Raw genomic sequence first — 26,211 nt, 5'->3', positions numbered from 1 at the left:
GCAAAATCAGGCGAGGACGTCGCGGGGGCCGCGGCGGCGCAGGTTGATGCCGACCATGGCCATGCCGGCGATCAGCATCGCCCAGGTCGTCGGCTCCGGCACCGTGCCGACCGCCAGCCCCGGCTCCGGCATGATGGCGGCGGTGTTGCCGGACGGTCCCGGTTGTCCGGCATCGACAGCAGGTGCCTCGATGGCTGCGGGTGCCTCGGCGGGCGGCACGAAGACGACGGCTTCGCCGCCGGACAGGGCGACCGAGTCGAACCCCGATGCTGCTGCGGACGCGGGTCCGAAGCCGAGGCCGTCGGACATCGGCGGGGATGCAATGCCGCCGGCCGTGGCCCAGGGATCGGCGGGTTGCAGGCTGCGCAGCGCCGCCGCCGCAGCCAGTGCCGCGGCATCGCTGTCGGTGCTGCCGACACCGGCCAGCGGTTCGATGCTGCCGGCATCGACGATGCCGTCGAACGGCGCGGCGCCGCCACGGCCCGACACGGGCAGATGGGCGGGCTGCAGCTTGATGACCAGCGGGCGGACATCGCCGGCCTCTGCCATCGATGAAAAGTGCACCGCGTCCGGCGCCGCGCGGCGCGCCGTCGGCGCAGCGGCACCGAGGCGGGCGGCGGTGTTGAACGCAGCGCCGTCGCCGCGCGCCGTGGCCGGGCCAAAGGCCTGAAACAGCGAAAGGCTGGCGCCGACGATGGCGACGGCAAGGGCAGGCTTGGTGAGGGCGGTCTTCATCGGCGTTCTCCCGGACGGTTCATCCAGGGTCACGGCCGGTCCTCATTAAGGTTAACAGCGGGCCGGAAAAATAATTCGGGCGGCCGGTTAACCTTGGCGCCGGGCGAACCAGTCGTCGACCTCCGACACCGCCACGACATCGGCATATTTCAGCTGGAGATCGGTGAGGTTGGCCCAGTGATAGCTGGCCAGCTTGTCGGCGGTGGTTTCGATCGGGACGATGGTGCGATAGCCGCGCGACAGCGCATCGACGGCGGTGGCGCGCACGCAGCCCGAGGTGCTGCCGCCGGTCACGATCACGGTATCGACGCGGTGCCAGACCAGCAGCGATTGCAGCGGGGTTTCGAAGAACGCCGACGGCATGCGCTTGGTGAACTGGGTGTCGCCGGGGTGGATGTCGCAGCGCTCGTCATAGGCATGGCGGTCGCTGCCGTACTTGATGTTCTGCAGGCTGTCGGGCGTGTCGGTGCGGGTGCCCCAGACGCCGGCGTCGCCGGCATCATCGGCATAGCCGACGCGGCTCCACACCACCGGCAGGCCAGCGGCGCGGGCAAGGCCGGAGATGCGGTTGACATGCTCGATCTGGCGCGGGTCGGTCTCGTACGCCGTCTTGTAGCGGTCGATGCGGGTATAGGCGTTCTGGAAATCGACGTTGACGATGGCCAGCCGGTCACCAAAGCCGAAGCGCGCCCGTGCCGGATTGGCCATGACATCGTCGAAGACCTGGCGCGCGGTGCGGCCGTCGTCGTGCATGCGGGTGCCGATGATGTCGGGCATGGGCGCGTCTCCTGTGGCGCCGGGCATAAATCGCCGGCGGCGGCTTGTCATCCCGCGTGCCCCCATCTTGCCAACCGGGCCGATCCCGCGCCAGCATGGGGCTTGTCCTTCCCCGAGGCGTCATGAAGCCCCTCCTCCTCGCCCTCTGCCTCCTCGCCCAGGCCCCGGCCGCCGCGCGTGGCCCCGACACCGGCACCATCGCCGGCGCGGCCTATCGCATCGACACGCCCGACCGCTGGAACGGCGATCTCGTAATCATCTTCCACGGCTATGAAGTCCCCGGCGAGCCGCGCGGCCCGCTGAAACTGTCCGCGCTCGGCCAGGCGCTGTTCGACCGCGGTTATGCCGTCCTGCAGAGCGGTTATGCCGAACAGGGCTGGGCCGTCGCCGGGGCCATTGCCGACACACGCCGCGCCCGCCGCAGCTTCGTCGCCGCGCATGGCAAGCCGGGCCGCGTCTATGCGCTCGGCGGGTCGTTCGGCGGCCATGTCGCGCTCGCGTCGGCAGAGCGGGGCGATCGCTATACCGGGGTGCTGAGCTATTGCGGCGCCAACGTGCCGACGGCGACGATGTTCGGCCAGGCGTTCGGCCTGCTGGTCGGTTTCGACACGCTGTTTCCGGATGTGCTGCGCCTGGGGCCGGGTCGGCTTGCCGATGCGGCAGCACCGGCGATGCTCGACGATCCGACGATGGACCGGGTCGTCGCGGCGCTGGCAGGCGATCCCGCCAAGGCGCAGCTGCTGGCTGACAAGGCCGAGCTGCATGTCGAGGACGTCGCCGGCACGCTGTGGCTTTATCATGCGGCGCTGCGCGACATCACCGCCCGCGCCGGCGGCTTCCCGCTCGACAATCGGGGCGTGGTCTATGCCGGCTATGGCGACGATGCGGCGTTCAACCGGGCGGTGCATCGCTATCGCGGTGCCCCGGCGGCGATCAAGCGGCTGGCGCGCGACTTTGCGCTGACCGGCCGTATCACCCAGCCGGTCATGGCAATCGCCAACGCCTATGACGACGTCATCCCGGCGTCGTTCACGCCCGTCTATGCCGGGCTGGCGGCGAGGGCCGGGCAGGCACAGCATTTCGTGCAGTTGCCGCCGGTCGGATCGGGACATTGCCGGTTCCAGCCCGCGCAGCTGGTGGCCGCGTTCGGACGGCTGACGGATTGGGCGGAACGCGGTCTGCGGCCGTAGCGGGTCGACGCTTCAGCCCCTGAACCACCCCGGCGCCGGCGCTGTAGGTGACCGTGCCGCCGGGATTGCCTCGCGCAGCTTGCCGGCAAAGGCACGCAGGCAGACTTCGCTCTCCCCCAGCGGCCCTTGGGTGTAGGAGGCCGACGCCATGCCGGCCTGGACCCGCGTGACCAGCGCCGTATCCTCGGCATTGACCAGCCGGTTGATGCGCCAGTTGAGATAGCGCGCCGCCTTCATTTCGCGGCGGTCGTCGGGCAGCGCATAGCTGATCTCGCGGATCATCGTCTCGGTGGCGGATATCGGCAGGAATTGCATGAAATCGACCTGGTCAGGATAGATATCGAAGGCGACATTGGGCCAGAGCTTGAAATACAGCCAGCGATCCTGCGCGGCATCGCCCAGATGGTCGGCGCGCGGGCGCAGGCGGCGATAGGCGCGTTCCGACCAGCTGCCGCTGCCCGGGCCGATGTCGCCCCACATCCTGTCGACATGGGCGCCGGCCTCGATGCCATAACTGTTGCCGAACAGTCGCTTCAGCCCGGGATGAGCGACCGGGATGTGCAGGCCGTCGCTGTAATTGTCGGCGATGATCTTCCAGTTGCACGCGCGCGGCCGCAGTGTCACCCGGCCGAGCGGGCGCACGTCGGCGAAGCGATGGGGCTGCACCTCGGGCAGATGATCCTGCATCATCGTGGCCACAGACGGCCCGCGGTTCTCCAGCCGCACGAAGACGAAGCCCTGCCAGATTTCGAGCGCGACCGGCGCCAGGCCATGATCCTCCAGCCGCAGCCCCGGATAGTCGCTTCGCCCGGGCAGCGCGGTCAGCCGGCCGTCGCGGCCATAGGTCCAGGCGTGATAGGGGCAGACGAGTTTCGACACGCAGCCCGAGGCGCCATCGACCAGCCGCGCGCCGCGGTGGCGGCAGACGTTGGTGAAGGCGCGGATTTCACTGTCGTCGCCGCGGATGACGATGATCGATTCGCCGAGGAATTCGAGCGTGTGCCAGTTGCCCGGCGCGGCGATGTCGCTGACATGGCAGACCACCTGCCAGGCGGCGCGCAGCACCAGCGCCCGTTCGGCGGCGAAGAATTCGGGGTCGCGATAGGTCCAGGCCGGCAGGCTGAGGCCGGCGTCCGGGTCGGCTGCGGGAACGGATCGCAGCCGGGCGGTCACCTGGCCAGTTCCGTCAGCAGCACCCGCCAGTGCACCAGCGCCGGGGCGATGGCGGCGACCGGGATGCGTTCGTTGAGGCCATGGGCGAAAGCGTCGCTTTCCTTCATGAACAGCCCGCTGACGCCATAGGACGGGATGCCGAGCGCGCGATAATAGACGCTGTCGGACGCGCCGGCGTCCATTGCCGGGGTCGGGGCAATGCCGGGATGGGCGGCTGCCACCGCCTTGGCCACGGCGGCGGTCACATCGGGGCGCAGCGGCGATGCCGGCGTGCTGACCCATTCCTGCCCGATCGCTACCTTCACCAGAGGATCGGCAACCGCCCGTTCGAGATCGGCGCGGACGCTGGCCACGGTCACGCCCGGAAAGATGCGGCAATTGACGGTAAGCACCGCCTTTTGCGGCAGCGCGTTGGGGGCATGGCCGCCGCTGACCATCGTCGGCACGCAGGTCGTGCCGATCTGGCCGACGCTGCCCGAATCGGCGCGCAGTACGGCGATGGCGGCGGCATCCTGGGGGTTGGCGACAAAGGCGCGCATGGCATCGCCCAGCTTGCCCGGCGTTTCCCGGGCGGCGGCGACCAGCGAGGCGCGGGTGATCTCGTTGATCTGCGCCGGGAACCGATAGGCGGCGATGCGCGCCGTCGCCGCCGCCAGCGTGGCGATGGCGTTGGTCGCCGTCGGCCGGCTGCTGTGGCCGCCGGGATCGACGACGGTCAGCTGATAATCGGCATAGGTCTTTTCGGCCGCGGACAGCGAATAGCCGACGGGCTTGCCGGCCGCGTCGAGGCCGCCGCCGCCGCCGTCGCTGTTGAGCAGGATCTCGACGCCGGCCGCCTTGGCCTGCTTGGCTTGCAGGTCGGCGGTGACGCCTTCGGTCTCCTCGTCGCCCGACAGGAACAGGTGGATGTCGCGGCCCGGCTCGAAGCCTTCGGTCTTCAGCGCGACCAGGGTCGCCACCACCATCGACACGTCGAACTTGTTGTCGCCGGCGCCGCGGCCAAAGACATAGCCGCCCTCCTCCACCGCGGTGAACGGATTGCGGATCCAGTCCTTGGGGTCGGCCTCGACCACGTCCATATGGCCGGCAACGGCGATCGGCGGCTTTTTCCCGCTGCCCTTCCAGACCAGATGCAGGTTGGCGGTTTCGCCCACCGGCTCGATGGCGATGTCGCTTGCCGGAAAGCCGCCGTCGACGAGGGTGGTCTTCAAGAAGGCGGCATAGGCCGGGACCTTGCCGCGGCCCTTGACGGTGTCGAAGGCGACGCCCTTTTTCAGCAGGCCCCTGGCAAAATCGGCGTCGCCGGGGGCCGCAGCCGCCGATGTGGCGAGAAGGATGGACAGCGCCGCAGCGAATATTTTCATGGGGGACGACTCTAGACGAGTTGCAAGCGCCGTCAAACGCCGCCACCGCACCGAGCCGGCGCGACGGCGCTAGGGTCGCGCCTCGAGCACCATGTTGAACGGACCCTCCGTTGCCCGGCGGACGCGGGTGAAGCCGGCGTCGGACAGCAGCGCCGACAGCCGGGCCTCCCCGGCCTGGGCGCCCAGTGCCTCGCCGACTTCCTGCGCCAGCGATGTCGGCACGCAGATCATCGTCGAGGCATTGTAGTAGAGCCGGCTGACCGGGTTGCCGATATTCGCGCCCGGCGTGTCGGCGGCGATGGGTTCGACCAGCATCCAGCGGCCATCGGGCTTCAGCAGCGTGCGGATATGCGCCGCGCAGCCGCGCGGATCACCCATGTCGTGCAGGCAGTCGAACATCGTCACCAGGTCGAAATCGCCATCGGCAATGTCCTTGGCAGCGACGGTTTCGAAGCGCACCCGGTCGGCGAGGCCATGCGCCGCGGCATGGGCATTAGCCTGCTCGATCGAGGGGCCATGAAAATCATAGCCGATGAAGTGACTCTCGGGAAACGCCCGCGCCATCAGCAGCGTCGAAAAACCGACACCGCAGCCGATATCGGCGACGCGGACGCCGCGTTCCAGCGCCGGCACGATGTCATCCAAGGCCGGCAGCCAGGACTGGACGATGTCGTTGACATAGCCCGGCCGGAAAAACGCCCCCACCGCGCAGAACAGGCAGCCGGCGCTGTCGCCCCAGGCGACGCCTTCGCCGGTGCGGAACGCCGCCTCCACCTTGTCCTGCCCATCGACCATGGCGGCGGCGAGATCGAAGGCGCCGGCGAGATAAACCGGGCTGTCCTCGTTGACGAAGACCATCGCCCGTTCGGGCGACAGGCTGAAACGCTGCGCCGCGGCGTCATGGGCGATATAGCCGTTGGCGGCCTGTGCCATCGCCCATTCCCGCACATAGCGTTCGGCAAGGCCGGTACGCTGCGCCAGTTCAGTCGAGGTCAGCCCATCCGCCGCGCGCAGCGCCTTGAACAGGCCGAGCCGATAGCCGATGCGGACCGTCGGCACGCTGAAGGCGCCGCCGAGATCACCGAGCATCTTGCCAATCAGCGCATTGAGCACGTCGCCATCGAGTTCGGCCATGTCGCCACCTCGTCGCTGCTGCGGCCACCACGGCGTCGATCGCCGGTGCCGGGTGCGTGATTATGCGCCCGCAGCGGCCCCGATGGCAAATCGTCGACTAGATCCCCGCATACCATTCATAGCCGCGGTCTTCCCAATAGCCGCCCTTGCCGCTGCCATAGCCGGCGAGCGACGACACCACGTCGATGCCCATCACATATTTGGCCTGCTTGTAGCCGAGCTGGCGTTCGATCCGCATTCTGACCGGGGCGCCATGGCCGACGCTCAGAGGCGCGCCGTTCATGCTGTGCGCCAATATGGTCTGCGGGTGGAAGGCGTCGACCAGGTCGGTGCTCTCGTAATAGATGGACTTCGACTGGGCGCCGCCCTTCGACACCTCCCCGCCGTAATTGTCGGCGCAGCGGAAGACGACATAGCGGGCATCGGTCCGCATGCCGGCGGCCTTCAGCAACAGGCCGAGCGGCACGCCGGTCCATTGCCCGATGGCGCTCCAGCCTTCGACGCAATCGTGGCGGGTGATCTGGGTCCGCGTCGGCAGCCGGCGCAGTTCGTCGAGGCCGAGTGTCATCGGATTGGCGACAAGGCCGGTGATCGCCAGCCGCCAGTTGGCGAAATTTTCCGCCTTGTGCCGCTGGTAATCGGCCTCCATCGGCTCGCGCGTGCCGTTGACCTTGAACACCGGCGACAGGTCGGCCGCGCTGAATTCGGGCGCCAGCGCGTCGCGGCCGACCAGCCGCTGCCAGCGCAGCGAGGCGGCTTCGGCCGACTGCACGATCGTTTTCAGCTTGCCGGGGGAGGCGAGCTGGTCGCAGCCGGCCAGCAAAAGCCCGCTGCCGGCGGTGAACAGCCCGCGCCGCGACATGCCGCTCATTTCGCCACCTCCGGATCGACGCGGAACTTGCCGGTGATCATCGACCTGATCTCGTTGTACGGCCCGGCCAGCACGACCATCAGCAGGTGGACGACGGTGAACAGGACGATGAAATTGGCGATGATCCAGTGGAAGGATCGCGCCGATTGCCGCCCGCCGAACAGGTCGAGCAGCCAGGGCCAGGCGGCGTTCATCGCCGGCGACATGGTGAGGCCGGTCAGGATGATGCCCGGCACCAGCACGACGACGACGCCGACATAGGCGAGCTTCTGGAGGATGTGATAGCGCTTGGCGTCCTCCCCCCTGGGGAATTTCAGCCGGGCGTGCTGGACGATGTCATGGCCGATGTTGCGCGGCGACAGCTCGGCGAGCCGGGGCAGCAGGTCGCGGCGCAGGTGGCCGCTGGCGAGGCTGTAGCCGAGATAGAGCAGCCCATTGAGGATCAGCAGCCAGGCGAAGAAGAAGTGGAAATTGCGCGCCGTGGCGAGGTCGCGATAGCTGGGAAATGTCGCCCAGGACGGATAGGGGATCGCCTGCGGCCGGCCATCGGCGCCGGTCGAGACGCCGAGCACGCCCGTCGTTCGGATGGTGATCCCGCTGATACGGACAAAGCCCTGCGGCTGCGTACCGCCGGTGGCACCGATCTCCAGCCAGCGGCGCTCGCTGTCGCTGTTGGCGCCATATTTGCCCCAGTAGAGGCTGGGATGGGCGTTGAAGATGTTGAGCCCGGTACCGATCAGGAAGACGATGGCGAGCGCGTTGATCCAGTGGGTGACGCGCACCGCCAGCGCGTGGCGGTGGAACAGATAGGGCGCCGCCGGCACCGGTTCGTCTGTCGCTGCAATACTGGCCATCACTGTCCCCTCGACATCCGCGCTTATACGGTGGCGACGGCCGACAGGTTACAGGCGAAGTGAATCCGACGCGCGTCGCCAGTGTCGCAACATGAAATTCCGGCAGGGTTGCAGGTCGCGCGGCGCGTCGGCTTCGCTTTCGGGCGCGCAACCGTTAAGCCCGGGCAGCCATCGATCGACAAGGAAGCCTTCATGCTGCGCGTCTTCACCCCTGCCGGGGCCGGACTGCTGACCGAAATCGCCGCCGCCGATGCGAACCTGCCGGCCGGCACGGTGTGGATCGACATGCTGAACCCGAGCCGCGACGAGGAACTGTTCATCGAACGGGCGACCGGCATCGACGTGCCGACCCGCGAGGAAATGGACGAGATCGAGACCTCCAGCCGGCTCTATACCGAACGCGGCGCCATCTACATGACCGTGGTGCTGGCCACCGGCATCATGAAGGAAAATGCCGAGACCAGCGCCGTCAGCTTCATCCTGACGCCGGCGCACCTGATCACCCTGCGTTATGTGGAGGCGCTGTCGTTCGATCGCTTTGCCAGCCAGTCGGAACGCATGCCGGCGCTGTGCGAATCGGCGCCGATGGCGCTTGTCCACCTGCTCGATGCCGTGGTCGACCGGCTGGCGGACAGCATCGAGCATGTCGGCAAGGACGTCGACGCGATCTCGCGCCAGGCGTTCAAGCGCGTCCGTACCAGGGAACAGCAGCGCATCTCCAACCTGGCGCTGCAATCGCTGCTGCTGCGCCTGGGTTCGGCGCAGGACGCCCTGTCGAAAGCGCGGGAGTCGGCGGCCAGCCTGTCGCGCGCGCTCGGCTATCTGGCCTTTACGGTGCCGCGGCAGGCCGAGCTGGGGCCGCACATCAAGAGCCTGACGCGCGACGTCGCATCACTGACCGACCATGCCGGCTATATGGCGAGCACCATCACTTTCCTGCTCGATGCGGCGCTGGGGCTGATCTCGATCGAGCAGAACGCCGTGCTGAAGATCTTTTCGGTCAGTGCGATTGTCTTCATGCCGCCGACGCTGGTCGCCGGCATCTATGGCATGAACTTCGTCCATATGCCCGAGCTGCAATGGCAGCTCGGCTATCCCTGGGCGCTGGTGCTGATGCTGTTGTCGGCGGTGCTGCCGTATTTGTTCTTCCGCTGGCGCGGCTGGCTCTAAGGCTTGTCGAGGGCACAGCCATATTCGGGATCGAAGGTCGCGATGCGGCTGGCGAGCAGCGGCACGCTGGCGGTGACGCGGCGCTTTTCGATGTCGTCGGCGATGCGCACGATCTCCGTGCCGGGTTCGCGGTCGGTGAGGCAGCTCGGCATGTCGCGATTGCCGACATAACGGCACGAGCAGACGACATGGGCGATATAGCCCGCGGCGAGGTCGGCGCGCTTGCCGGTGGTGCTGTATTTCAGCCCGAGCCAGGCGCCGGCGACGAGGCACAGGACCAGCGGCAACCAGAACCACCAGCGCCGCAGCAGCCGCGCCTTGCCGCCATCGGGGACCGCCGTGCTTGCGTTCATGTGGCGCCCCCTTCTAACGTTGCAGCATGCCGGGGAAACGAGACGCCATCAGCGCCATGCGATCAAGCCTGTTTCTGGGCGCTGTCGCCGTGGCGGTGTCGATCGGCGTCGCGCTGGCGGTGCCGGCGGACGCCGCGGTACCGGCACCCGCTGCGCCGACGGCGGTGCCGACGGCCCTTGCGGACGCCTTTTTCACCGATCCCCGCCTCTCCGAAACCCGCGCGCTGATCGTCATGCAGGACGGCAAGCGCATCTATGAACGCTATGCGCCCGGATATGGCCCCGGCAATCGCTTCGTCAGCTGGTCGATGGCGAAGTCGCTGACGGCGACGATCATCGGGGAACTGGTCGCCGACGGCAGGCTGGAGCTCGACAGCCCGGCGCCGGTGCCGGCCTGGCACCAGACGCCGAACGACCCGCGCGCGGCGATCACATTGCGCCAGCTGCTGCACATGTCGTCGGGGTTGAAGCATATCGAATCCGACCCGCCCGAATTGGCCGACACCAATCGCGCGCTGTTCGCCGACAAGAGCGGCGACATCGTCGCCCATGCGCTGTCGGCCCCGCTGGAGTCCAAACCCGGCACCAAGTACCAGTATTCGACGCTGACGACGCATATCCTCGCCGATATCGCCGTCCGCACGCTGGCGCCGACGGCAAAGACCCCTGCCGAGCGCCGCGCCGCGACGCGCCGGTTCATCATCGATCGGCTGTCGGGCCCGGCCGGCATGCCGTCGCTGCTGTGCGAATATGATCCGGCGGGCACACTGCTCGGCGGCTCGCTGTGCCACGCCTCGGCACGCGACTGGGCGAATTTCGGGCAATTGTACCTCGATAACGGCATGGTCGCCGGCCGCCAGGTGGTGGCGCCGGACTGGGTGCGCTTCGTGCGGACACCGGCGCCCACCGATGGCGGCTATGGCGGGCATTTCTGGCTCAACCGGCCGCGCCCGGCGGGCAGCGCGGCGGCGCTGTTCCCGGCGGCCGGGCCGCCCGATGCCTATGCGGCGATCGGGCACCTTGGCCAATATGTCATCATCGTGCCGTCGCGGCGGCTGGTCGTCGTCCGCCTCGGCAAGACGCAGGACGACCGGCTGGCACCGCTGCGCACGGCGCTCGGTCGGCTGGTCAACGGCGTTCCGGCACCCGCACCGTGAGCGCACCCGATTACCGCATCGTCGACATCAAGCTGGATGAACGCACCATCCTGTGGCGCAACGCCGATATCGAGCAGGAACGCCGCGTCGCCATCTTCGACCTGCTCGAAGGCAATGTCTTCCAGCCGGTCGGGCTGGAGGCGCATGGCAACCACGGGCCGTACAAAGTCATGCTCGGGGTCGAGGAGGGCCGGCTGACCGTCGCCATCAATGGTGCCGACGACAGCGAGCTGGAGGCGTTCGTGCTGCCGCTGGCGCCTTTTCGCCGGACGGTGCGCGACTATTTCGCCATCTGCGACAGCTATTACCAAGCGATCCGCCAGGCGACGCCGCAGCAGATCGAAACCATCGACATGGCCCGGCGCGCCATCCACAACGACGCCGCCGAGGCGTTGAAAGAGCGGCTGGAGCCCAAGGTCATCGTCGATTTCGATACCGCGCGGCGGCTGTTCACGCTGATCTGCGTGCTCCACATCAGGGGTTGAACAGCCATTCGGCGATGTCCTCGGCGTCGCGTTCGGTCCGCAGCAGAATGCGGACCTCGTTGCCGCCGTTGGGCTCGTCGAGCAGCCGTTCGGCGAATTTGGCCCGTGCCTTGTCGGCAAGATCGGGGTCGGCGCGCAACGCCGGCTGGCGCAGGTAGAACAACAGGCTGTTCTGGTTGACGACGACGGCGAAGGGCTGGTTGCCGTCGGGCTGGCGAATCTGCAGTTCGCGGATCGCACCCTTGGGCCGCGGGATGACCTGGTAGCCGACACGCAGAGCCCCCATGACGATCGCCAGATAGGCGCGGCGCAGATCGCGCGAGCCGCAATGATCGAGATTGGCGAGATGTTCGTCGGTTTCGCTATACAGCAACGAATCGGTCATCGCTTTTCCCCCCCCCCACAATGTTTAACAGTTCATAAACGAGGTCGCCCCCGATGTCAGTCCTGTCCGACCGCTGGATTCGTGAACAAGCCGTAACAACCGGCATGATCGAACCTTTTGTCGAGCGCCAGCAGCGCGGCGGCTGCATCAGCTATGGCCTGTCGTCCTATGGCTATGACGCGAGGGTGGCCGACGAGTTCAAGATTTTTACGAATGTCGATTCGGCGATCGTCGACCCCAAGGATTTCAAGGCCAACAGCTTCGTCGACCGGAAGACCGACTGCTGCATCATCCCGCCGAACAGCTTTGCGCTGGCGCGGACGGTCGAATATTTCCGCATCCCGCGCGACGTGCTGGTCATCTGCCTGGGCAAATCGACCTATGCGCGCTGCGGCATCATCGTCAACGTGACGCCGCTGGAGCCGGGCTGGGAAGGCCATGTCACACTGGAATTTTCGAACACGACGCCGTTGCCGGCCAAGGTCTATGCCAATGAAGGCGCCTGCCAGTTCCTGTTCCTGAAAGGCAACGAGCCCTGTGAGGTCAGCTATGCCGATCGCGCCGGCAAATACATGGGGCAGCGCGGCGTGACCCTGCCCAAGCTGTAGATTGGTCGCGGGCGGCACCATCCCGGCGCTGCAATCGCTGCGCGGCATCGCGGCGCTGGTGGTGCTGCTGCATCATGCGTCCTTCGTCTTCGCGACGTCGCCGTGGCTTCGCGGCGCGCTGGAGACGGCGCTGAATGCCCATGCTGCGGTGGTGCTGTTCTTCGTCCTCAGCGGCTTCGTGCTGTGCCGCTCGCTGGCCGCGCGGCCGCTGACACCGACGGCAACCGCGCGCTTCTGGTGGCGGCGGGCCTGGCGCATATATCCGGCGGTCTTTGTCGCGGTGATGCTGGCGGCCGCCGTGCTGGCGCTGCTGGCGGGGGCACCGACCCCCCATGCGTCGGCGTGGTATATGGCGATGCTGGCACCCGCGCAGCCTGATCCGTCAGGGATCGCGTTGAACCTCGCGGTCCTGAAGACGACGCTGGTGCCGCCTTTATGGTCGGTGCGGGTGGAACTGATGATGTCGCTGCTGATGCCGCTGGTCTGGCTGGTGGCGCGCGGGCGGCTGCTGTGGCCGCTGCTGGCGTTGGCGGCGGCGCTCTGCCTGGGGCTCGGCGACCGCCACGCCGTGCTGGCCAACGGCCTGGCCTTTGCATTTGGCGCGGCGCTGGCGCGCAACGATGCGCCGGTGCCGGGCCCCGTGCCCGCGATCGCGGCGACGATCGTCCTGCTGCTGTTCCGCCGCCTCGACCCGGCCTGGCGGTTCGAGATGGATTTCGGCGCCGTCGTGCCGACCCTGGTCGAAAGCCTCGCCGCCGCGGTCATCGTCGGCCATCTCGCGCGCGCCGAGCCGCCGCGCTGGTTGGTGGCGGCACCGCTGGTCGGGCTCGGCGACATTTCGTACAGCCTTTATGTGCTGCACTTTCCGATCCTTGTCGCGCTGGCGACGCTGCCGCTGTTCGCCGGCCTCGCCCCCGACCCGGCGGCCCTGCTGCTGATGGCGCTGACGCTGGCGGCGACGCTGCCGTTGGCGATGCTGTCGTACAGCTGGATCGAGCGGCCCGGCATCGCGATCGGTCGGGGTCGCCATGCCGGTTGAAACCCGCAACGGGCTGGTCGCCGGCTTTTTCGCCTATCTGTTCTGGGGCCTGATGCCGCTGTACCTGCGGCTGCTCGTCGGCCTGCCGGCGGCCGACGTGCTGGCGCATCGCATCTGCTGGTCGGTGCTGGTCGCCGCCGCCGTCGTCGCCATCAGCCGCGGCGGCGGGCGGCTGCGGGCGGCGCTGGCCCGGCCGCGGCTGCTGCTGCTGCTGACCGCCAGCGCCATCTGCATCGCCGCCAACTGGCTGGTCTATACCTGGGCCATCCTCAACGGCCATGTCCTCGACACGAGTCTCGGCTATTTCATCAATCCGCTGATCAGCGTCGTGTTCGGCGTCGCCCTGCTCGGCGAGCGGCTGACCGTGCTGCAATGGCTCGCTGTCGGCTGTGCGCTGGCCGGCGTGCTGGTGCTGACCATCGCGCACGGCGACCTGCCGCTGGTCAGCCTGGCGCTGGCGCTGTCGTTCGCGCTCTACGGCCTCATCCGCAAGCAGGCCGCCGTCGATGCGATCACCGGCCTGTTCGTCGAAACCGCCGTGCTGGCACCGCTGGCGCTCGGCTGGCTGCTGACTCGGCCCAGCGGCGGTCTCGACCTGCCGCCGGCGACCGTCGGCGTGCTGGCGGCGGGCGGCCTCGCCTCGGTGTTGCCGCTGATGCTGTTCGGCTTTGCCGCGCGCCGGCTGAAGCTGTCGACCATCGGCCTGATGCAGTATCTGGCGCCGACGATGGTGTTCCTGCTGGCGGTGTTCCTGTTCGGCGAAACGCTCGACCCGTGGCGGCTGGTGGCCTTCGGCTGCATCTGGCTGGGTCTTGCCATCTACAGCGCGTCGCTGCTCCGCCCGGCGCCGCTTTCCATCGTGCGGGACACTCGCTAGACCCGAAACATGGATCAGATCGTCATTCGCGGTGGCCGCCCGCTCAAAGGCCGCATTCCCATCTCCGGCGCCAAGAATGCCGCCTTGACGCTGATGCCCTGCGCGCTGCTGACCGACGAGCCGCTGACGCTGCGCAACCTGCCGCGCCTCGCCGATATCGATACTTTCGGCCACCTGCTCAACAACCATGGCGTGTCGACGACGATCGAGGGCACCCATCCGGAGGAGTTCGGCCGGGTGATGACGCTGCGCGCCAACCGTATCACCTCGACGGTCGCGCCCTATGATATCGTCAGGAAGATGCGCGCCTCCATCCTGGTGCTGGGCCCTCTGCTGGCCCGCGCCGAGGAGGCGACGGTGTCGCTGCCCGGCGGCTGCGCCATCGGCAACCGGCCGATCGACCTCCACCTGAAGGCGCTCGAGCATCTCGGCGCCGAAATCGAGCTCGCCGCCGGCTATGTGAAGGCGACTGCAAAAGGGGGCCTGCCCGGTGGCCGCTATGTCTTCCCGCTGGTCAGTGTCGGCGCCACCGAAAATGCCGTGATGGCAGCCGTCCTCGCCCGCGGGCCGTCGATCCTCGAAAATGTCGCCCGCGAGCCCGAGATCGTCGACCTGTGCAACTGCCTCGTCGCGATGGGCGCACAGATCGACGGGATCGGCACCGAGACCCTGCGTATCGAAGGCGTGCGCGACCTGCACGGCGCCACCTATGCTGTCATGCCAGATCGCATCGAGGCCGGCAGCTATGCCTGTGCCGCGGCGATCACCGGCGGCGAGGTCGAACTCGTCGGCGTGTCGGAATCGGTGCTCGGCTCGACGCTCGAATCGCTGCGCGAGGCCGGCGTCGAGATCACCCCGACCAAGGGCGGCCTGTCGGTGAAGCGCCTCAACGGTCTCCACGGCGTCAACATCTCGACATCGCCCTACCCCGGCTTCCCGACCGACATGCAGGCGCAGTTCATGGCGATGCTGACGGTCGCCGACGGCGCCTCGTTGCTGACCGAGACGATCTTTGAAAATCGCTTCATGCACGTGCCCGAATTGGCGCGCATGGGCGCCGATGTGACGGTGCGCGGGCGTTCGGCCGTGGTGCGCGGCGTCGGCGCGCTGCACGGTGCCCAGGTCATGGCGACCGACCTGCGCGCTTCGATGAGCCTGGTGCTTGCCGGGCTGGCGGCATCGGGCGAAACCACCGTCAGCCGTGTCTATCACCTCGACCGCGGCTATGAGCGGCTGGAGGAAAAGCTGTCGGCGGTGGGCGCCGATATCGAGCGCATCTCCGACGGTTGATGCGCGTAAGACCCGGCATGTCCCTTCCCGACGAACGTTTGACCCTGCTCGGCCAGGATGCCGGCGACCTGCCGGCGCTGTCGGCACTGCTGCAGGATGCGACGGTACGGGTGCCCGATGTCGGGTTCGACCGCCGGTCGCGGCGGCTGGCGATCATCCTCAACCGCTATCGCTGGGAAGCCGGCGGCGGCAGCCGGGTGCGGGCGGCGCTGCGGCTGGAGACGGTGACCGCGGTGCATCGGCAGCATTGGCCGGCGACGACGGACGCGGTGCTCGACCTGCTGGCGCTGACGCAGGACGGCGATTTCCTGGTGCTGACCTTTGCCGGCGGGGCGGCACTGCGCGCCCGGGTGGAGGTCGTCGAAGTCGTGCTCGAGGATATCGATGCGCCTTGGGCGACGACCCGCCGGCCACAGCACGCGCCATAGAAAATCCCCCGGCATCGCTGCCGGGGGTTCGTCGATCACTGTTGCGTCGTGACCGTGGTGGTCGTCTTCGTCGCCGGCTTCTGCGTCGTCTTGCGATAGGTCTTCTTCGTCTGCGTCACCGCGGCGGGCGCTGCCACCGTCGCTGCGCTGGCGACGGTCGTCGTCGTTGTGGTGGTCGGCGGCGTTGGGGCGACGACGGGAGGGGCGACGACGGGGGCCTGCATCGCCATGTCGGCGCGGGCATTGGCCAATGCGGCCTGCTCGGCAGCGGCGGCGGCCGACTGCTGGGCCGCAGCGGCGGCGGCTTCGGCATTGCCGACGGCAGCGCTGGCGGTGGCAGCCTTGTTGTTATTGGTCATCGCGATGGCCTGGTCGGCGAGGATCGCCGCCTGGTTGGCAGCGGCGACCGATTCCTCCTTCTTGCCCTTCGACAGCAGATATTCGGCGTCGTTCAGCGTCGCCTTGGCGCGGGTCTGCAGGCCGAGCGCCTCACCCGAGGCGCCGATCGAATCGCCGGCCGAAATCTTGCCGCGCGCTTCGGCGATGGCCTTTTGCGCATTGTCCTTCTGGCCGGCATGGGCGACGCCCGGCAGGGCCAGGGCGAGCGTGGCCGAGATGGCGATGCCGCGCATGATCTGATTGATAGAACGCATGGAATGTTCCTTCCGTAACCGTATTGGTCGCGGCAGAAACAATTGCCCGGCGGTGCTGGTTCCGCCGGGCGTTCACACAAACCTTACAGTTTGACCAGCATCTTGCCGGTATTGCCGCCCGAAAACAGGCCGGCAAAGGCATCGGGCGCCTTGTCGACGCCGTCCATAACCGTCTGCTCCCAGGCGAGCTTTCCGTCGGCGATCCAGCCCATCATGTCCTTCAGGAACTGCGGGCGCAGCGCGGCGAATTCGGTGACGATGAAGCCGCGGATGCGCAGCGACTTGCCGACGACCTGGATGATGTTGCGCGGGCCGGGGGTCGGCTCGGTGTCGTTGTAGCTGGCGATCATGCCGCATTCGGCGAAGCGGGCGCCGGGGCGTGCCATTTCGATGGCGACTTCCAGATGCTCGCCGCCGACATTGTCGAAATAGACGTCGATGCCCTTGGGCACCGCGGCGCGGACCGCATCGAGCAGGTTGCCGCAGGTCTTGTAGTTGATGGCATGGTCGACGCCGTGCGCGCGCAGCCAGTCGCACTTGGCATCGCTGCCGGCGGTGGCGACGACGGTGCAACCCTTGATCTTCGCCACCTGGGCGACGACCGAGCCGACGGCGCCGGCGCCGCCCGAGACGAACACCGTGTCGCCTTCCTTGGGCTGGCCGATCTCGAGCAGCCCGGCATAGCCCGTCAGCCCGGGCATGCCGAGGACGCCGAGGAACGCCTCGTCGGGAACATTGGCGACGCGCGGCAGCCGCTCCAGCGTCGATGCCGGCGCAGTGAAGGCCTCGCGCCAGCCGAAGAACGACGACACCAGGTCGCCCTTGGCAAAGCCTTCGGCATTGGATTCGACGACTTCGCCGAGCGCACCGCCCTGCAGGACTTCACCGACCTGGAACGGCGGTACATAGCTGGGGCGGTCGTACATGCGGCCGCGCATGTAGGGATCGACCGACATCCAGGTGTTGCGGACGGTGACTTCGCCGGGACCGGGCGCCTTCACATCGACGGTCGCGACCTCGAAATTGGCGGCGGCGGGCGTGCCGACGGGGCGCGACACGAGGCGGATTTCGCGGGACTGGGTCATGCTGAGGCTCCTTGGCGCCGATCTGGCTGCGAGCCGGGTCTAGCCCGACCGCCGGGGCGCGTCACCCCACCGCAACGTCAGGCTTCCTCCATCGGGATTTCGCCGAGCGCCACCGGATCGAAGTTCAGCCGGCTGCGGATCACCCGGTCCGAACCGGCGGTGGCATCGTCGCTGCACAGCTGCAGGTCGAGCCGTTCGGCATCGCGGCGTCGGAATTCGGCCTCGATGGCGTCGATGACCCCGATCGGGGTGCCAAGTGTCGCCAGCGCCTCGCGGCCCATGTGGACGCCGCTGTCGAAGGTTTCGCGCACCACGGTTTCCACCCCGGCGCGGCGCAACGCCAGCAGATGCGTGCGGTCATAGGCACGGGCGAGGATCGGCAATTCCGGCCATTGGTTGCGGATCGGTCCCAAAGTCACTTCGGGATCCCAGGCGCCATCGATGGCAAAGACCAGCAGGCCGGCCTGGTCGATGCCCGAGGCGCGCAGGATATCGATGCGCCGGCCGTCGCCGAAATAGACCTTGGCGCCAAAGCGCTGCGACACCTCGATCAGCTCCGAATCGAGATCGATCGCCGTCACCTCGATGCCGCGAGCGCGCAGCATCTGGCCGATGACCTGCCCGAACCGCCCCGAACCGACGATGACGGCGCGGCCATCGACGCCATCGCCGTGCAGCGCGGTCTCGGGGCCGGCGGGCTGGTCGACAGTGCCCGCCGGCGGCTGCAACCGCGAGGCGAGCAGGACCAGCACCGGCGTCAGCGCCATCGACACGGTGACAACCGCGCCGAACAGTTGCGCGGCCGCATTGGTGATCAGCAGGCCGCGCTGGGCCTCGGCGAACAGCACGAAACCGAACTCGCCGCCCTGGCTGAGCAGCAGGCCCATCTGAAAGGCGCGGGTCGCGCCGGTGCCGAAGCCGATCGCCAGCGCAAAGACGATCAGCGTCTTCAGCGCCATCACGCCGACGACCAGCGCCAGCACCAGGGCCCATTGGTCGCGCACGATGGCGAGGTCGAGCGACATGCCGATGGCCATGAAGAACAGCCCGAGCAGCAGCCCGCGGAACGGCTCGATATCGGCCTCCAGCGCATGGCGATACGGCGATTCGGCGAGCATGACGCCGGCGACGAAAGCGCCGAGCGCCATCGACAGGCCGAGAGACGCCATCAGCAGCGCACTGCCGAGCACCGACAGCAGCGCCGCAGCCACGAACGCCTCGCGCGCGCCCAGCGTCCCGATGATGCGAAACACCCAGGGCAGCACGAAGCGCCCGACGACGATCAGGAAGACCAGCGCCGCCACCGTCATCGTCGCCAGCTGCCAGCCCGGCGGGGCGTCGGGATCGGGCACCCGGCTGAGCGCCGCGACGATCGTCAGCAGCGGCACGATGGCCAGATCCTGGAACAGCAGCACCGAAAAGCTGCGTTCGCCAAAGGCCGTACCGGTGATGTTGCGTTCGTTGAGCAGCTGCATGACCAGCGCCGTCGACGACAGGCCGAGAGGCAGGCCGACGACGAGCGCCGCCTGCCACGACAGGCTGGTCAGCAGCATGATCAACCCGGTCAGCGCCAGCCCGCACAGGATGACCTGGGCGGCGCCGAGGCCGAAAATGTCACGCCGCAGCGCCCATAATCGCGACGGTTGCAGCTCCAGCCCGATGACGAACAGCAGCAGGACGATGCCGAATTCGGCGAACTGCAGCACGCGTTCGGGCTCGGTCACCAGCCCGAGCAGTGACGGCCCGATGATGATGCCGGCGGCAAGGTAGCCGAGCACGGCGCCGAGCCGCGCGCGGATGAACAAGGGCACGAGCACGACGCTGGCGCCGAGGTAGACGACCGCTTCGGGCAGCAGCGCCGGGACGTGCGGCGATGCCACCTAGGCTGTAACCGGGGCGGCAACGCGCGCCGCGGCGATCGCGGCGTCGAAGGCCAGCAGGATCGACGGATGCCGGGCGCGGTGCGGTCGCGCCGGGGCAAAGACGTCGAGGCCGGGCCATGCGGGCGGCGCGTCGCGGCGGCCGGCGAGCCAGTCGGCAAGTTCGGCGCGGGCGCCGTCGAGCGCGGCCAGGTCCTTGCCGACGATCTCCGCGCCCACCAGCGTCGCCGCGGCCTGGCCGAGCGCGCAGGCGCGGACCTCCTGGCCATGGCGGGCGACGCGGCCGGCGGTATCGAGGTCGATGTCGGCGGTGACCTTGCTGCCGCACACCGGCGACACCTTGGTGGCGGTCCCTTGCGGGTCGTTCAACCGCGCCGCACCGGCGGTATCGGCGGCAAGGCGCAGGATGCGGCTGTTGTAGAGCGTTTCCGACATGCCACCGATATAGGGCCTGGCGCGCCGGCTGGCGAGGGTGTCAGCCGCCGTCGCCGAACAGATCGCTGCGATAGGCGGGCTTGACGAGCGACTTGACCGCATCGGGCCATGGCAGGGTGATGAGGTACGAGCCCTCGGCATAGGAGCCGGCGACATAGGGGCCGAGCAGGACGCGCAGTTGCGCGGCGCGGGTGCCGAATTCCCCCCAGGGAACGATCGGCTGCTCCGCCAGCTTGGGGCAGCTCGCGTCGGGGCCGGCGCTGCCGATGCGGCGCTTCTGCTCCTCGGCCAGCGCGCGGCAGAACTGCGGCTCGATCAACCGTCGGGCGCGCGGCCAGTCGGTGAACAGCGCGTCGATCGGGATCGCCCGCCGCGCCTGCTTGTCCCAGATCCTTGCCATGTAACCGGTGTTGCCGTGCGCGCCGCCGGTATAGGCATAGGTCATCCCCGCCAGCGCCAGCAGCCGCGGCGTGTCGGCGGCGAGCGACCAGTCGGTGACGAAATCATAGGGCCGGAAGGGAAAGCCGTCCTTCCTGGCGCCGGCGGCATCGTTCGCCGCATCGGCGCGGGCCTTGGCGGCATCCTTCAGTGCGGTCGCGCGCAGCTGCTGGAGCAGCGCCGGCTGGGTCGCGGCCTCCGGGGCTGCCCGCCACCGCCAGCCGAGATTGGGCGACACCTGGCGGATCAAGAGGTCCGATGCCGGGATGGAGCGTGGGGCAGCCCGCGGCGCTGCCAGCACCGGCGTGGCAAGCAAGACGGCAGCAAGCAGGCAACGCACGAGCATCGAAAACCCCCCGGATATCGCTGTACAATACATGGCCGCGAGGGCGGGCGATATCCCTCCGGCAGATGAGGCTATGTGCGCCGCCAGGTCGTGCCGCCGGGGCCGTCCTCCAGCACGATGCCCGCAGCGGCGAGCTCGTCGCGGATGCGATCGGATTCGGCGAAGTTTCTGGCGGCGCGGGCGGCGGTGCGGGCGGCCACCTGCGCATCGATGCCGGCGTCGACTGCCTGCGACCGCGGCATGCGAAAGCCGAGCAGCGCCAGCGAACCGGCGAGCCCGGCAAAGTCGCCATCCCTGTCGAGCGCCGCCAGCGCTGCCATTGCCGCCGGCGTGTTCAGGTCGTCGGCCAGCGCCGCGACCACGCTGGGGTGGGCGTCGGCCTCGCGACCGGCAACGTCCGTGTCGAGGCGTCGCTGCCAGCGCTCCCATGTCGCGCGGCTCCGCGCCAGCAGCGCCTCGGTCCATTCCAGCGGCTGCCGGTAATGCGCGCTGAGCAGCGCCAGGCGCAGCACCTCGCCATGCCAGCCCTGCGCCAGCAAGTCGTCCACCCCCATCACGTTGCCGAGCGATTTCGACATCTTGTCGCTGCCGCCCATGTTGAGAAAGCCGTTGTGCATCCAGATCCGCGCCAGCGGCGCACCGTCATGGGCGCAGGCGGATTGCGCCAGCTCGTTCTCGTGATGCGGAAAGATCAGGTCCTGGCCGCCGCCGTGGATGTCGATGGTCGTGCCCAAGGCTTCGGAGATCATCGCCGAGCATTCGATGTGCCAGCCGGGGCGGCCGCGACCCCAGGGCGAGTCCCAGCCGGGCTGGTCGTCGCTCGACGGCTTCCACAGCACGAAATCGGCCGGCGACTGCTTGTACGGCGCGATCTCGACCCGCGCGCCGGCGATCATCTCGTCGAGCGGCCGCCGCGACAGTGCGCCATAGCCGGCAAAGCTCGGCACGTCGAACAGCACATGGCCCTCGGCCACATAGGCATGGCCCTTGGCGACCAGCGTCTGCATCATCGCGATCATCGCCGGGATGCTGGTCGTCGCGTGCGGGGCGATGTCGGGCGGCTCTACGCCGAGCGCACCCATGTCGGCGAGGTACCAGTCTTCGGTGCGGCTGGTGATCTCGCCGATCGGCACGCCTGTCGATGCGCTTTCGGCGATGATGCGGTCGTCGATATCGGTGATGTTGCGGGCGTACAGCACATGATCGGCGCCATATTCGTGGCGCAACAGCCGGCGCAGCACGTCGAACACCACCGCCGGCCGCGCATTGCCGATATGGGCGCGCGAATAGACCGTCGGCCCGCAGACATACATCGTCACCCGGGCCGGATCGGCCGGGACGAGCACGTCCTTCTGCCGCGTCAGCGTATTGTACAGGCGGATCGGCATCAGATCGGCGTCGACGGGGTCGACTTTTCCTGCTGGTCGAGCAGCCGGTCGAGCGCGCTGCGGTCCGCCGGCGCATAGCCGGAGCCGTCGCGACGCAGGCCGGCATGCGGATCGTCGATCGCCGCGGTATCAGGGGCGACGCGGCGATGTTCCTCGACGAAATCGACAAGCGCCTTCGATACCATCGCCAGCGTCGGCGCCGTCTGTGCCTTGGCCAGCCAGTCGGGCGACGGTTCACCCGGGTCGATGGTGTCGAAGGTGAGGTTGACGAGGAGGAAGACCAGCGCCGCCGCCAGCACGCCCTTGGCGGCGCCGAAGCCGAGGCCGAGCACGCGGTCCACAGGCCCGACCACCGACGCCCTGGTACTCCGCGACAGCCGGCCGCCGAGGACGCGGACGAGTATGAAGGCGCCGAGGAACAGCACCACCAGCGTCAGGATGGCAGCGCCCGATTCGGTGCTGACCATGCCCAGCGCGATGGCCTTTGCCGGGGTATAGAAAAACCGCACTGCCATGATGCCGGCCGCCCAGGCCAGCAGCGAGACCATCTCGCCGACAAAACCGCGCGCCAGCCCGGCCAGCGCCGCCAGCACGACGAGGATAAGAACGATGATGTCGAAGCTGGTCAGCGCATCCATTATGCTCGCGCCTTAGCCGACATTGTCCCGCCGCTCAAAGAAGTTCCGAACGCCGCCCGGCGCGGTCATTCCGGCGCCAGCCGGTCGACCAGCGCCGCCAGCGTCGGCAGCGCCTCGACCCGCAACGCGCCGCTCGCCGTACCCTTGGGGGCAAAGGCCGAGCGGAAACCGAGTTTCGCCGCTTCCTTCAGGCGCAATGTCGCCAGCCCGGCGGGGCGCAGTTCACCCGACAGCGCCACCTCGCCAAAGGCCACGCAGTCGCCGGGCACCGCCCGATCGGTCAGCGCCGAGATCAGCGCCGCGGCGACGGCCAGGTCGGCGGCCGGATCCGACACCTTCAGCCCGCCGGCGACGTTCAGATAGACCTCGTGGTTGCCGAACCCGAGCCCGCAGCGCGCCTCCAGCACCGCCAGCAGCATCGACAGCCGGCCCGAATCCCAGCCGACGACGGCGCGGCGCGGCGTCGCGCCCGACGGCAGGCGCACGACCAGCGCCTGGATTTCGCACAGCACCGGGCGCGTGCCCTCCATGGCCGGGAAGACGACGGCCCCGGTGACGGCGCTGTCGCGATCGGTCAGGAACAGCGACGACGGGTTGGTGACCTCTTCCAGCCCCTCGGCGCCCATGGCGAACACGCCGATCTCGTCGGTGCCGCCGAACCGGTTCTTGACCGGCCGCAGGATGCGATACTGATGGCTGCGCTCGCCTTCGAAATAGAGCACGGTGTCGACCATGTGCTCGAGCACCCGCGGCCCTGCCAGCTGGCCGTCCTTGGTGACATGGCCGACGAGGATCAGCGCGGTGCCGGTGGTCTTGGCATAGCGGATCAGCTCCTGCGCGCTCGCCCGCACCTGGCTGACGGTGCCGGGCGCACCCTCCAGCGTGTCGCTGTGCATGGTCTGGATCGAATCGATGACGAGCAGCGCCGGCGGCTTGCCGGCGGAAAGCGTCGTCAGGATGTCGCGGACATTGGTTTCGCTGGCGAGTTGCACATCGGCGCGCGCCAGCCCGAGCCGGCGGGCACGCAGCCGGACCTGGTCGGCGGCTTCTTCCCCCGACACATAGGCGACGGCATGGCCATCGCGCGCCATGCGGCCGGCGGCCTGCAGCAGCAGCGTCGACTTGCCGATGCCCGGGTCGCCGCCGATCAGGATGACGCTGCCTGGCACCAGCCCGCCGCTGCCTGCCGCCGGCCCGCCGACGGTGCCCCCGAGCGCGCGATCGAGCTCCCCGATGCCGGTCGACAGCCGGTCGGGCAGCGCGACATCATCGGCCAGCGACGCCATTTCGAACTTGCGCCCGCCGCCCGCCAGGGAATGCTTGGCGGCAAAGGGCGTCGCTGCGGGTGTCGCCTCGGCCTGGATGGTGTTCCAGCTCGAACAATCGCCGCACTGGCCCTGCCAGCGGCTGTTGACGGCACCGCAGGACTGGCAGACGTAACGGGTGGCGGCGCGGGCCATGGCGGCTCCGTAACGGGGAACAAGGCAGGAACATAGAGCGGGCTTGCCGGCGCCGCAAGCCTTGACGCCGCCGCTTGACGCCCTGTCGCGACGCGCCCGATAAGCCGCTCGGCTTTTGGGGTGAAACAGCGATGCGGATTTGGCACACGGCACTGGCGCTGTTCATCGGCGGGCCAGCGCTCGCTGCGCCGTCGGCGCTGGCAGCCGATATCGCCAAATGGCGCGACAGCCATGCTGAGGCCGTCGTTACCCAGCTTGCCGACATGATCGCCATCGACAGCGTCGCCGCCAGCCCGGCGGGCCTGCAGCGCCAGGCGGACATGCTGGTCGCGGCCCTGGCGGCGCGCGGGTTCAAGGCGCAACTGCTCGACGGCAAGGGCGGCCCGCCCGTCGTGTTCGGCGCGCTCGCCACCCCGGGCGCGCGCCGCACCGTGGTCTTCTATGCCCATTACGATGGCCAGCCGGTGGTGGCGGCGCAATGGGCGACGCCGCCGTTCGATCCGGTGATGCGCGACGCGGCCGGCAAGAGCGTCGCCTGGCGCGGTGCGAAGCTCGATCCCGAATGGCGGCTGTACGGCCGCGGCGCCGGCGACGACAAGGCGGCGATCGCGGCTTTTCTCGCCGGCTTCGATGCCGTCAGGGCAAGCGGGCGCAAGCCGAGCGTCAACATCAAGGTCGTCTGGGAGGGCGAGGAGGAGGCCGGCTCACCGCACCTCGAATCGGTGCTGGCGGGCAACAGGGCGCTGCTGGCGGGCGACCTGTGGCTGATCGGCGACGGCCCGGTCCACCAGTCGCGGCGGCCGCTGGTCAGCTTTGGCGCCCGCGGTGTGATGGGTCTGGAAATGACGATCTATGGCCCGGGGCGCGCGCTGCACGACGGCCATTACGGCAATTGGGCGCCGAACCCGGCGGCGATGGCGGCCAATCTGGTGGCCGCCATGCGCGACGACGACGGCAATATCCTGATCCCCGGCTTCGCCGACGATGTGCGGCCGCTGTCTGCCGCCGAAGCCGCGGCCATCGCGGCGCTGCCGCCGGTCGAGGCCGAGCTGAAGCGCAGTCTGGCGCTGGGCCGCAGCGAGGGCAAGGACGGCCTGACGCTGAGCACCATGCGCCCGGCGCTGAACGTCCGCGGCCTCGGCGCCGGCCAGACCGGCGCGGCCGCGGCCAACGCCATCCCGACGCAGGCGGTCGTCTCGCTGGATTTCCGGCTGGTGCCCGGCCAGACGCCGGTCGGCGTGCGCCGCAAGGTCGAAACCTTCCTCACCGCCCGCGGCTGGACGATCACCGATCGCGAGCCCGATTCCGCGGCGCGGGCGGCCAGCCATCGCCTCGTCCGCCTCGGCTGGGAAATGGGCTATCCGGCGCTGCGTGCCGACATGACGACGCCCGTCGCCCGGGCCGTCATCGCGGCGGCGCAATCGGCCACCGCGGCGCCCGTCGGCGTGTTGCCGATGATGGGCGGCAGCGTGCCATTGCACATGTTCGACACGGTGTTCGGTGCGCCGATCATTGGGCTGCCGATCGCCAACCACGACAACAACCAGCATGCCGCCAATGAAAACCTGCGGCTGCAGAACCTGTGGGACGGGATCGGCGCCTATGCGGCGATCATCGGCGGGCTCGACTGGTAACCTAGCTTTTGCCCGGCGGCAGCAGCAGCTGGCTGCCCTTGCTGCGCACCGCCGACGCGATGGCGCCGCCCAGGAATGACAGCATGCCGGGCAAGGCAAAGCTGACCCGCACGAGACTGTCCTCGACATCGATGGTGGCGGTGACGCCCTGCCCCATCGCGGTCAGGTCGATGACCAGCTGGTCCTCCACCGGCCAGCGCGTCTCCAGCGCGGCGACTCCGCCGGGGATATGGCGGCCAAGGTCGCCGACATTGTCGCGCAGGCGCTGCCTTGCGACGGCGCGGCCGAGATTGTGCGGAATGTCGACGGTGGTGATGGCCATCATGCCGATATGGGGGTGCCTTCGCCGTCGGCAATCCCCGCG

General features: G+C 68.7%; 28 protein-coding genes. 10 read left to right on the top strand and 18 right to left on the bottom strand.

The window, feature by feature from the left end:
- Positions 1–6 precede the first annotated feature (6 nt).
- Together ACP7AI_RS13085 and ACP7AI_RS13080 are read right to left on the bottom strand one after the other, a co-directional pair.
- On the bottom strand, positions 7–735 hold the full coding sequence (locus ACP7AI_RS13085; protein WP_426168028.1) for a PEPxxWA-CTERM sorting domain-containing protein: 729 nt from the start codon (positions 733–735) through the stop codon (positions 7–9).
- Positions 736–822: 87 nt separating this feature from the next.
- Positions 823–1,512 (bottom strand): isochorismatase family protein, encoded by a 690-nt coding sequence (locus tag ACP7AI_RS13080; RefSeq protein ID WP_426168026.1) that lies wholly within the window; start codon positions 1,510–1,512, stop codon positions 823–825.
- Between the two features lie 122 nt (positions 1,513–1,634).
- Between ACP7AI_RS13080 and ACP7AI_RS13075 the strand changes: the two genes are divergently transcribed.
- Entirely contained in the window at positions 1,635–2,702 is a 1,068-nt protein-coding gene (locus ACP7AI_RS13075; RefSeq protein WP_426168024.1) for an alpha/beta hydrolase family protein, read from the top strand.
- 12 nt (positions 2,703–2,714) lie between these two features.
- Here the strand turns inward: ACP7AI_RS13075 and ACP7AI_RS13070 are convergent, their stop codons facing one another.
- The 5 genes from ACP7AI_RS13070 to ACP7AI_RS13050 all read right to left on the bottom strand — a co-directional run bounded on the left by ACP7AI_RS13070 (position 2,715) and on the right by ACP7AI_RS13050 (position 8,098).
- Entirely contained in the window at positions 2,715–3,875 is a 1,161-nt protein-coding gene (locus ACP7AI_RS13070) for an aromatic ring-hydroxylating oxygenase subunit alpha (RefSeq protein ID WP_426168022.1), read from the bottom strand.
- The gene (locus ACP7AI_RS13065) at positions 3,872–5,239 is read right to left on the bottom strand and encodes a M20/M25/M40 family metallo-hydrolase (RefSeq protein ID WP_426168020.1); all 1,368 of its coding nucleotides are present in this window, start codon (positions 5,237–5,239) and stop codon (positions 3,872–3,874) included. Before ACP7AI_RS13065 ends, ACP7AI_RS13070 begins: the two co-directional genes overlap by 4 nt.
- Before the next feature lie 69 nt (positions 5,240–5,308).
- Complete coding sequence (locus tag ACP7AI_RS13060; RefSeq protein WP_426168018.1) at positions 5,309–6,373, bottom strand: class I SAM-dependent methyltransferase; 1,065 nt, start codon at positions 6,371–6,373, stop codon at positions 5,309–5,311.
- A 97-nt stretch (positions 6,374–6,470) separates the two neighbouring features.
- On the bottom strand, positions 6,471–7,244 hold the full coding sequence (locus tag ACP7AI_RS13055) for a molybdopterin-binding protein (protein WP_426168016.1): 774 nt from the start codon (positions 7,242–7,244) through the stop codon (positions 6,471–6,473).
- Entirely contained in the window at positions 7,241–8,098 is an 858-nt protein-coding gene (locus ACP7AI_RS13050; protein WP_426168014.1) for a cytochrome b/b6 domain-containing protein, read from the bottom strand. The genes ACP7AI_RS13055 and ACP7AI_RS13050 overlap by 4 nt, the downstream gene beginning before the upstream one ends.
- A 192-nt stretch (positions 8,099–8,290) precedes the next feature.
- Here ACP7AI_RS13050 and ACP7AI_RS13045 point away from each other — a divergent pair, with 192 nt between their 5' ends.
- Positions 8,291–9,268, top strand: coding sequence for a magnesium transporter CorA family protein (locus ACP7AI_RS13045; RefSeq protein ID WP_426168012.1), 978 nt, complete (start codon positions 8,291–8,293; stop codon positions 9,266–9,268).
- Here ACP7AI_RS13045 and ACP7AI_RS13040 read toward each other — a convergent pair.
- Positions 9,265–9,621: a hypothetical protein gene (locus ACP7AI_RS13040; protein WP_426168010.1), complete on the bottom strand. Its 357-nt coding sequence runs from the start codon at positions 9,619–9,621 to the stop codon at positions 9,265–9,267. The genes ACP7AI_RS13045 and ACP7AI_RS13040 overlap by 4 nt on opposite strands.
- Positions 9,622–9,677: 56 nt before the next feature.
- On the opposite strand from ACP7AI_RS13040, the gene ACP7AI_RS13035 reads away from it, so the two are divergent.
- A complete protein-coding gene (locus ACP7AI_RS13035) occupies positions 9,678–10,778 on the top strand; it encodes a serine hydrolase domain-containing protein (protein ID WP_426168008.1) in 1,101 nt (366 codons plus the stop codon).
- On the top strand, positions 10,775–11,263 hold the full coding sequence (locus tag ACP7AI_RS13030; protein ID WP_426168006.1) for a UPF0262 family protein: 489 nt from the start codon (positions 10,775–10,777) through the stop codon (positions 11,261–11,263). The genes ACP7AI_RS13035 and ACP7AI_RS13030 overlap by 4 nt, the downstream gene beginning before the upstream one ends.
- Here the strand turns inward: ACP7AI_RS13030 and ACP7AI_RS13025 are convergent.
- On the bottom strand, positions 11,253–11,648 hold the full coding sequence (locus tag ACP7AI_RS13025) for a hypothetical protein (protein ID WP_426168004.1): 396 nt from the start codon (positions 11,646–11,648) through the stop codon (positions 11,253–11,255). The genes ACP7AI_RS13030 and ACP7AI_RS13025 overlap by 11 nt on opposite strands.
- Before the next feature lie 53 nt (positions 11,649–11,701).
- Between ACP7AI_RS13025 and dcd the strand changes: the two genes are divergently transcribed.
- Genes dcd through ACP7AI_RS13000 form a run of 5 tightly spaced genes read left to right on the top strand, consistent with a single transcriptional unit; the run spans position 11,702 to position 15,890 of the window.
- Entirely contained in the window at positions 11,702–12,256 is a 555-nt protein-coding gene (dcd, locus tag ACP7AI_RS13020; protein WP_426168002.1) for a dCTP deaminase, read from the top strand.
- Position 12,257: 1 nt separating this feature from the next.
- Complete coding sequence (locus ACP7AI_RS13015; protein WP_426168000.1) at positions 12,258–13,295, top strand: acyltransferase family protein; 1,038 nt, start codon at positions 12,258–12,260, stop codon at positions 13,293–13,295.
- A complete protein-coding gene (rarD, locus tag ACP7AI_RS13010) occupies positions 13,285–14,172 on the top strand; it encodes an EamA family transporter RarD (RefSeq protein WP_426167998.1) in 888 nt (295 codons plus the stop codon). The genes ACP7AI_RS13015 and rarD overlap by 11 nt, the downstream gene beginning before the upstream one ends.
- 9 nt (positions 14,173–14,181) lie before the next feature.
- Positions 14,182–15,462: a UDP-N-acetylglucosamine 1-carboxyvinyltransferase gene (murA, locus tag ACP7AI_RS13005; protein WP_426167996.1), complete on the top strand. Its 1,281-nt coding sequence runs from the start codon at positions 14,182–14,184 to the stop codon at positions 15,460–15,462.
- Between the two features lie 17 nt (positions 15,463–15,479).
- Positions 15,480–15,890: a DUF2948 family protein gene (locus ACP7AI_RS13000; RefSeq protein WP_426167994.1), complete on the top strand. Its 411-nt coding sequence runs from the start codon at positions 15,480–15,482 to the stop codon at positions 15,888–15,890.
- A 35-nt stretch (positions 15,891–15,925) separates the two neighbouring features.
- On the opposite strand, the gene ACP7AI_RS12995 is transcribed toward ACP7AI_RS13000, so the two are convergent.
- From ACP7AI_RS12995 to radA, 8 genes are all read right to left on the bottom strand, one after another.
- Complete coding sequence (locus ACP7AI_RS12995; RefSeq protein ID WP_426167992.1) at positions 15,926–16,543, bottom strand: hypothetical protein; 618 nt, start codon at positions 16,541–16,543, stop codon at positions 15,926–15,928.
- Between the two features lie 83 nt (positions 16,544–16,626).
- A complete protein-coding gene (locus tag ACP7AI_RS12990; RefSeq protein WP_426167990.1) occupies positions 16,627–17,628 on the bottom strand; it encodes an NADP-dependent oxidoreductase in 1,002 nt (333 codons plus the stop codon).
- A gap of 77 nt (positions 17,629–17,705) precedes the next feature.
- Positions 17,706–19,508, bottom strand: coding sequence for a monovalent cation:proton antiporter-2 (CPA2) family protein (locus ACP7AI_RS12985; protein ID WP_426167988.1), 1,803 nt, complete (start codon positions 19,506–19,508; stop codon positions 17,706–17,708).
- Complete coding sequence (locus tag ACP7AI_RS12980; RefSeq protein ID WP_426167986.1) at positions 19,509–19,943, bottom strand: iron-sulfur cluster assembly scaffold protein; 435 nt, start codon at positions 19,941–19,943, stop codon at positions 19,509–19,511.
- A gap of 40 nt (positions 19,944–19,983) precedes the next feature.
- A complete protein-coding gene (locus ACP7AI_RS12975) occupies positions 19,984–20,727 on the bottom strand; it encodes a DUF4163 domain-containing protein (protein WP_426167984.1) in 744 nt (247 codons plus the stop codon).
- A 71-nt stretch (positions 20,728–20,798) separates the two neighbouring features.
- Entirely contained in the window at positions 20,799–22,115 is a 1,317-nt protein-coding gene (gene cysS / locus ACP7AI_RS12970; RefSeq protein ID WP_426167982.1) for a cysteine--tRNA ligase, read from the bottom strand.
- Positions 22,115–22,753, bottom strand: a complete 639-nt coding sequence (locus ACP7AI_RS12965; RefSeq protein WP_426167980.1) for a CvpA family protein — start codon at positions 22,751–22,753, stop codon at positions 22,115–22,117. Before ACP7AI_RS12965 ends, cysS begins: the two co-directional genes overlap by 1 nt.
- Positions 22,754–22,818: 65 nt before the next feature.
- A complete protein-coding gene (gene radA / locus ACP7AI_RS12960; RefSeq protein WP_426167978.1) occupies positions 22,819–24,213 on the bottom strand; it encodes a DNA repair protein RadA in 1,395 nt (464 codons plus the stop codon).
- A 131-nt stretch (positions 24,214–24,344) separates the two neighbouring features.
- Here radA and ACP7AI_RS12955 point away from each other — a divergent pair, with 131 nt between their 5' ends.
- Positions 24,345–25,847, top strand: a complete 1,503-nt coding sequence (locus ACP7AI_RS12955; RefSeq protein WP_426167976.1) for a M20/M25/M40 family metallo-hydrolase — start codon at positions 24,345–24,347, stop codon at positions 25,845–25,847.
- 1 nt (position 25,848) lies between these two features.
- Here ACP7AI_RS12955 and ACP7AI_RS12950 read toward each other — a convergent pair whose 3' ends face one another.
- Positions 25,849–26,169 (bottom strand): polyhydroxyalkanoic acid system family protein, encoded by a 321-nt coding sequence (locus ACP7AI_RS12950; protein WP_426167974.1) that lies wholly within the window; start codon positions 26,167–26,169, stop codon positions 25,849–25,851.
- Positions 26,170–26,211: the final 42 nt, after the last annotated feature.

The organism is Sandarakinorhabdus sp. DWP1-3-1, from assembly GCF_049896705.1.
In the GTDB taxonomy this organism is placed as follows: domain Bacteria; phylum Pseudomonadota; class Alphaproteobacteria; order Sphingomonadales; family Sphingomonadaceae; genus Sandarakinorhabdus.
This window is presented reverse-complemented; position numbering and strand designations above follow the sequence as displayed.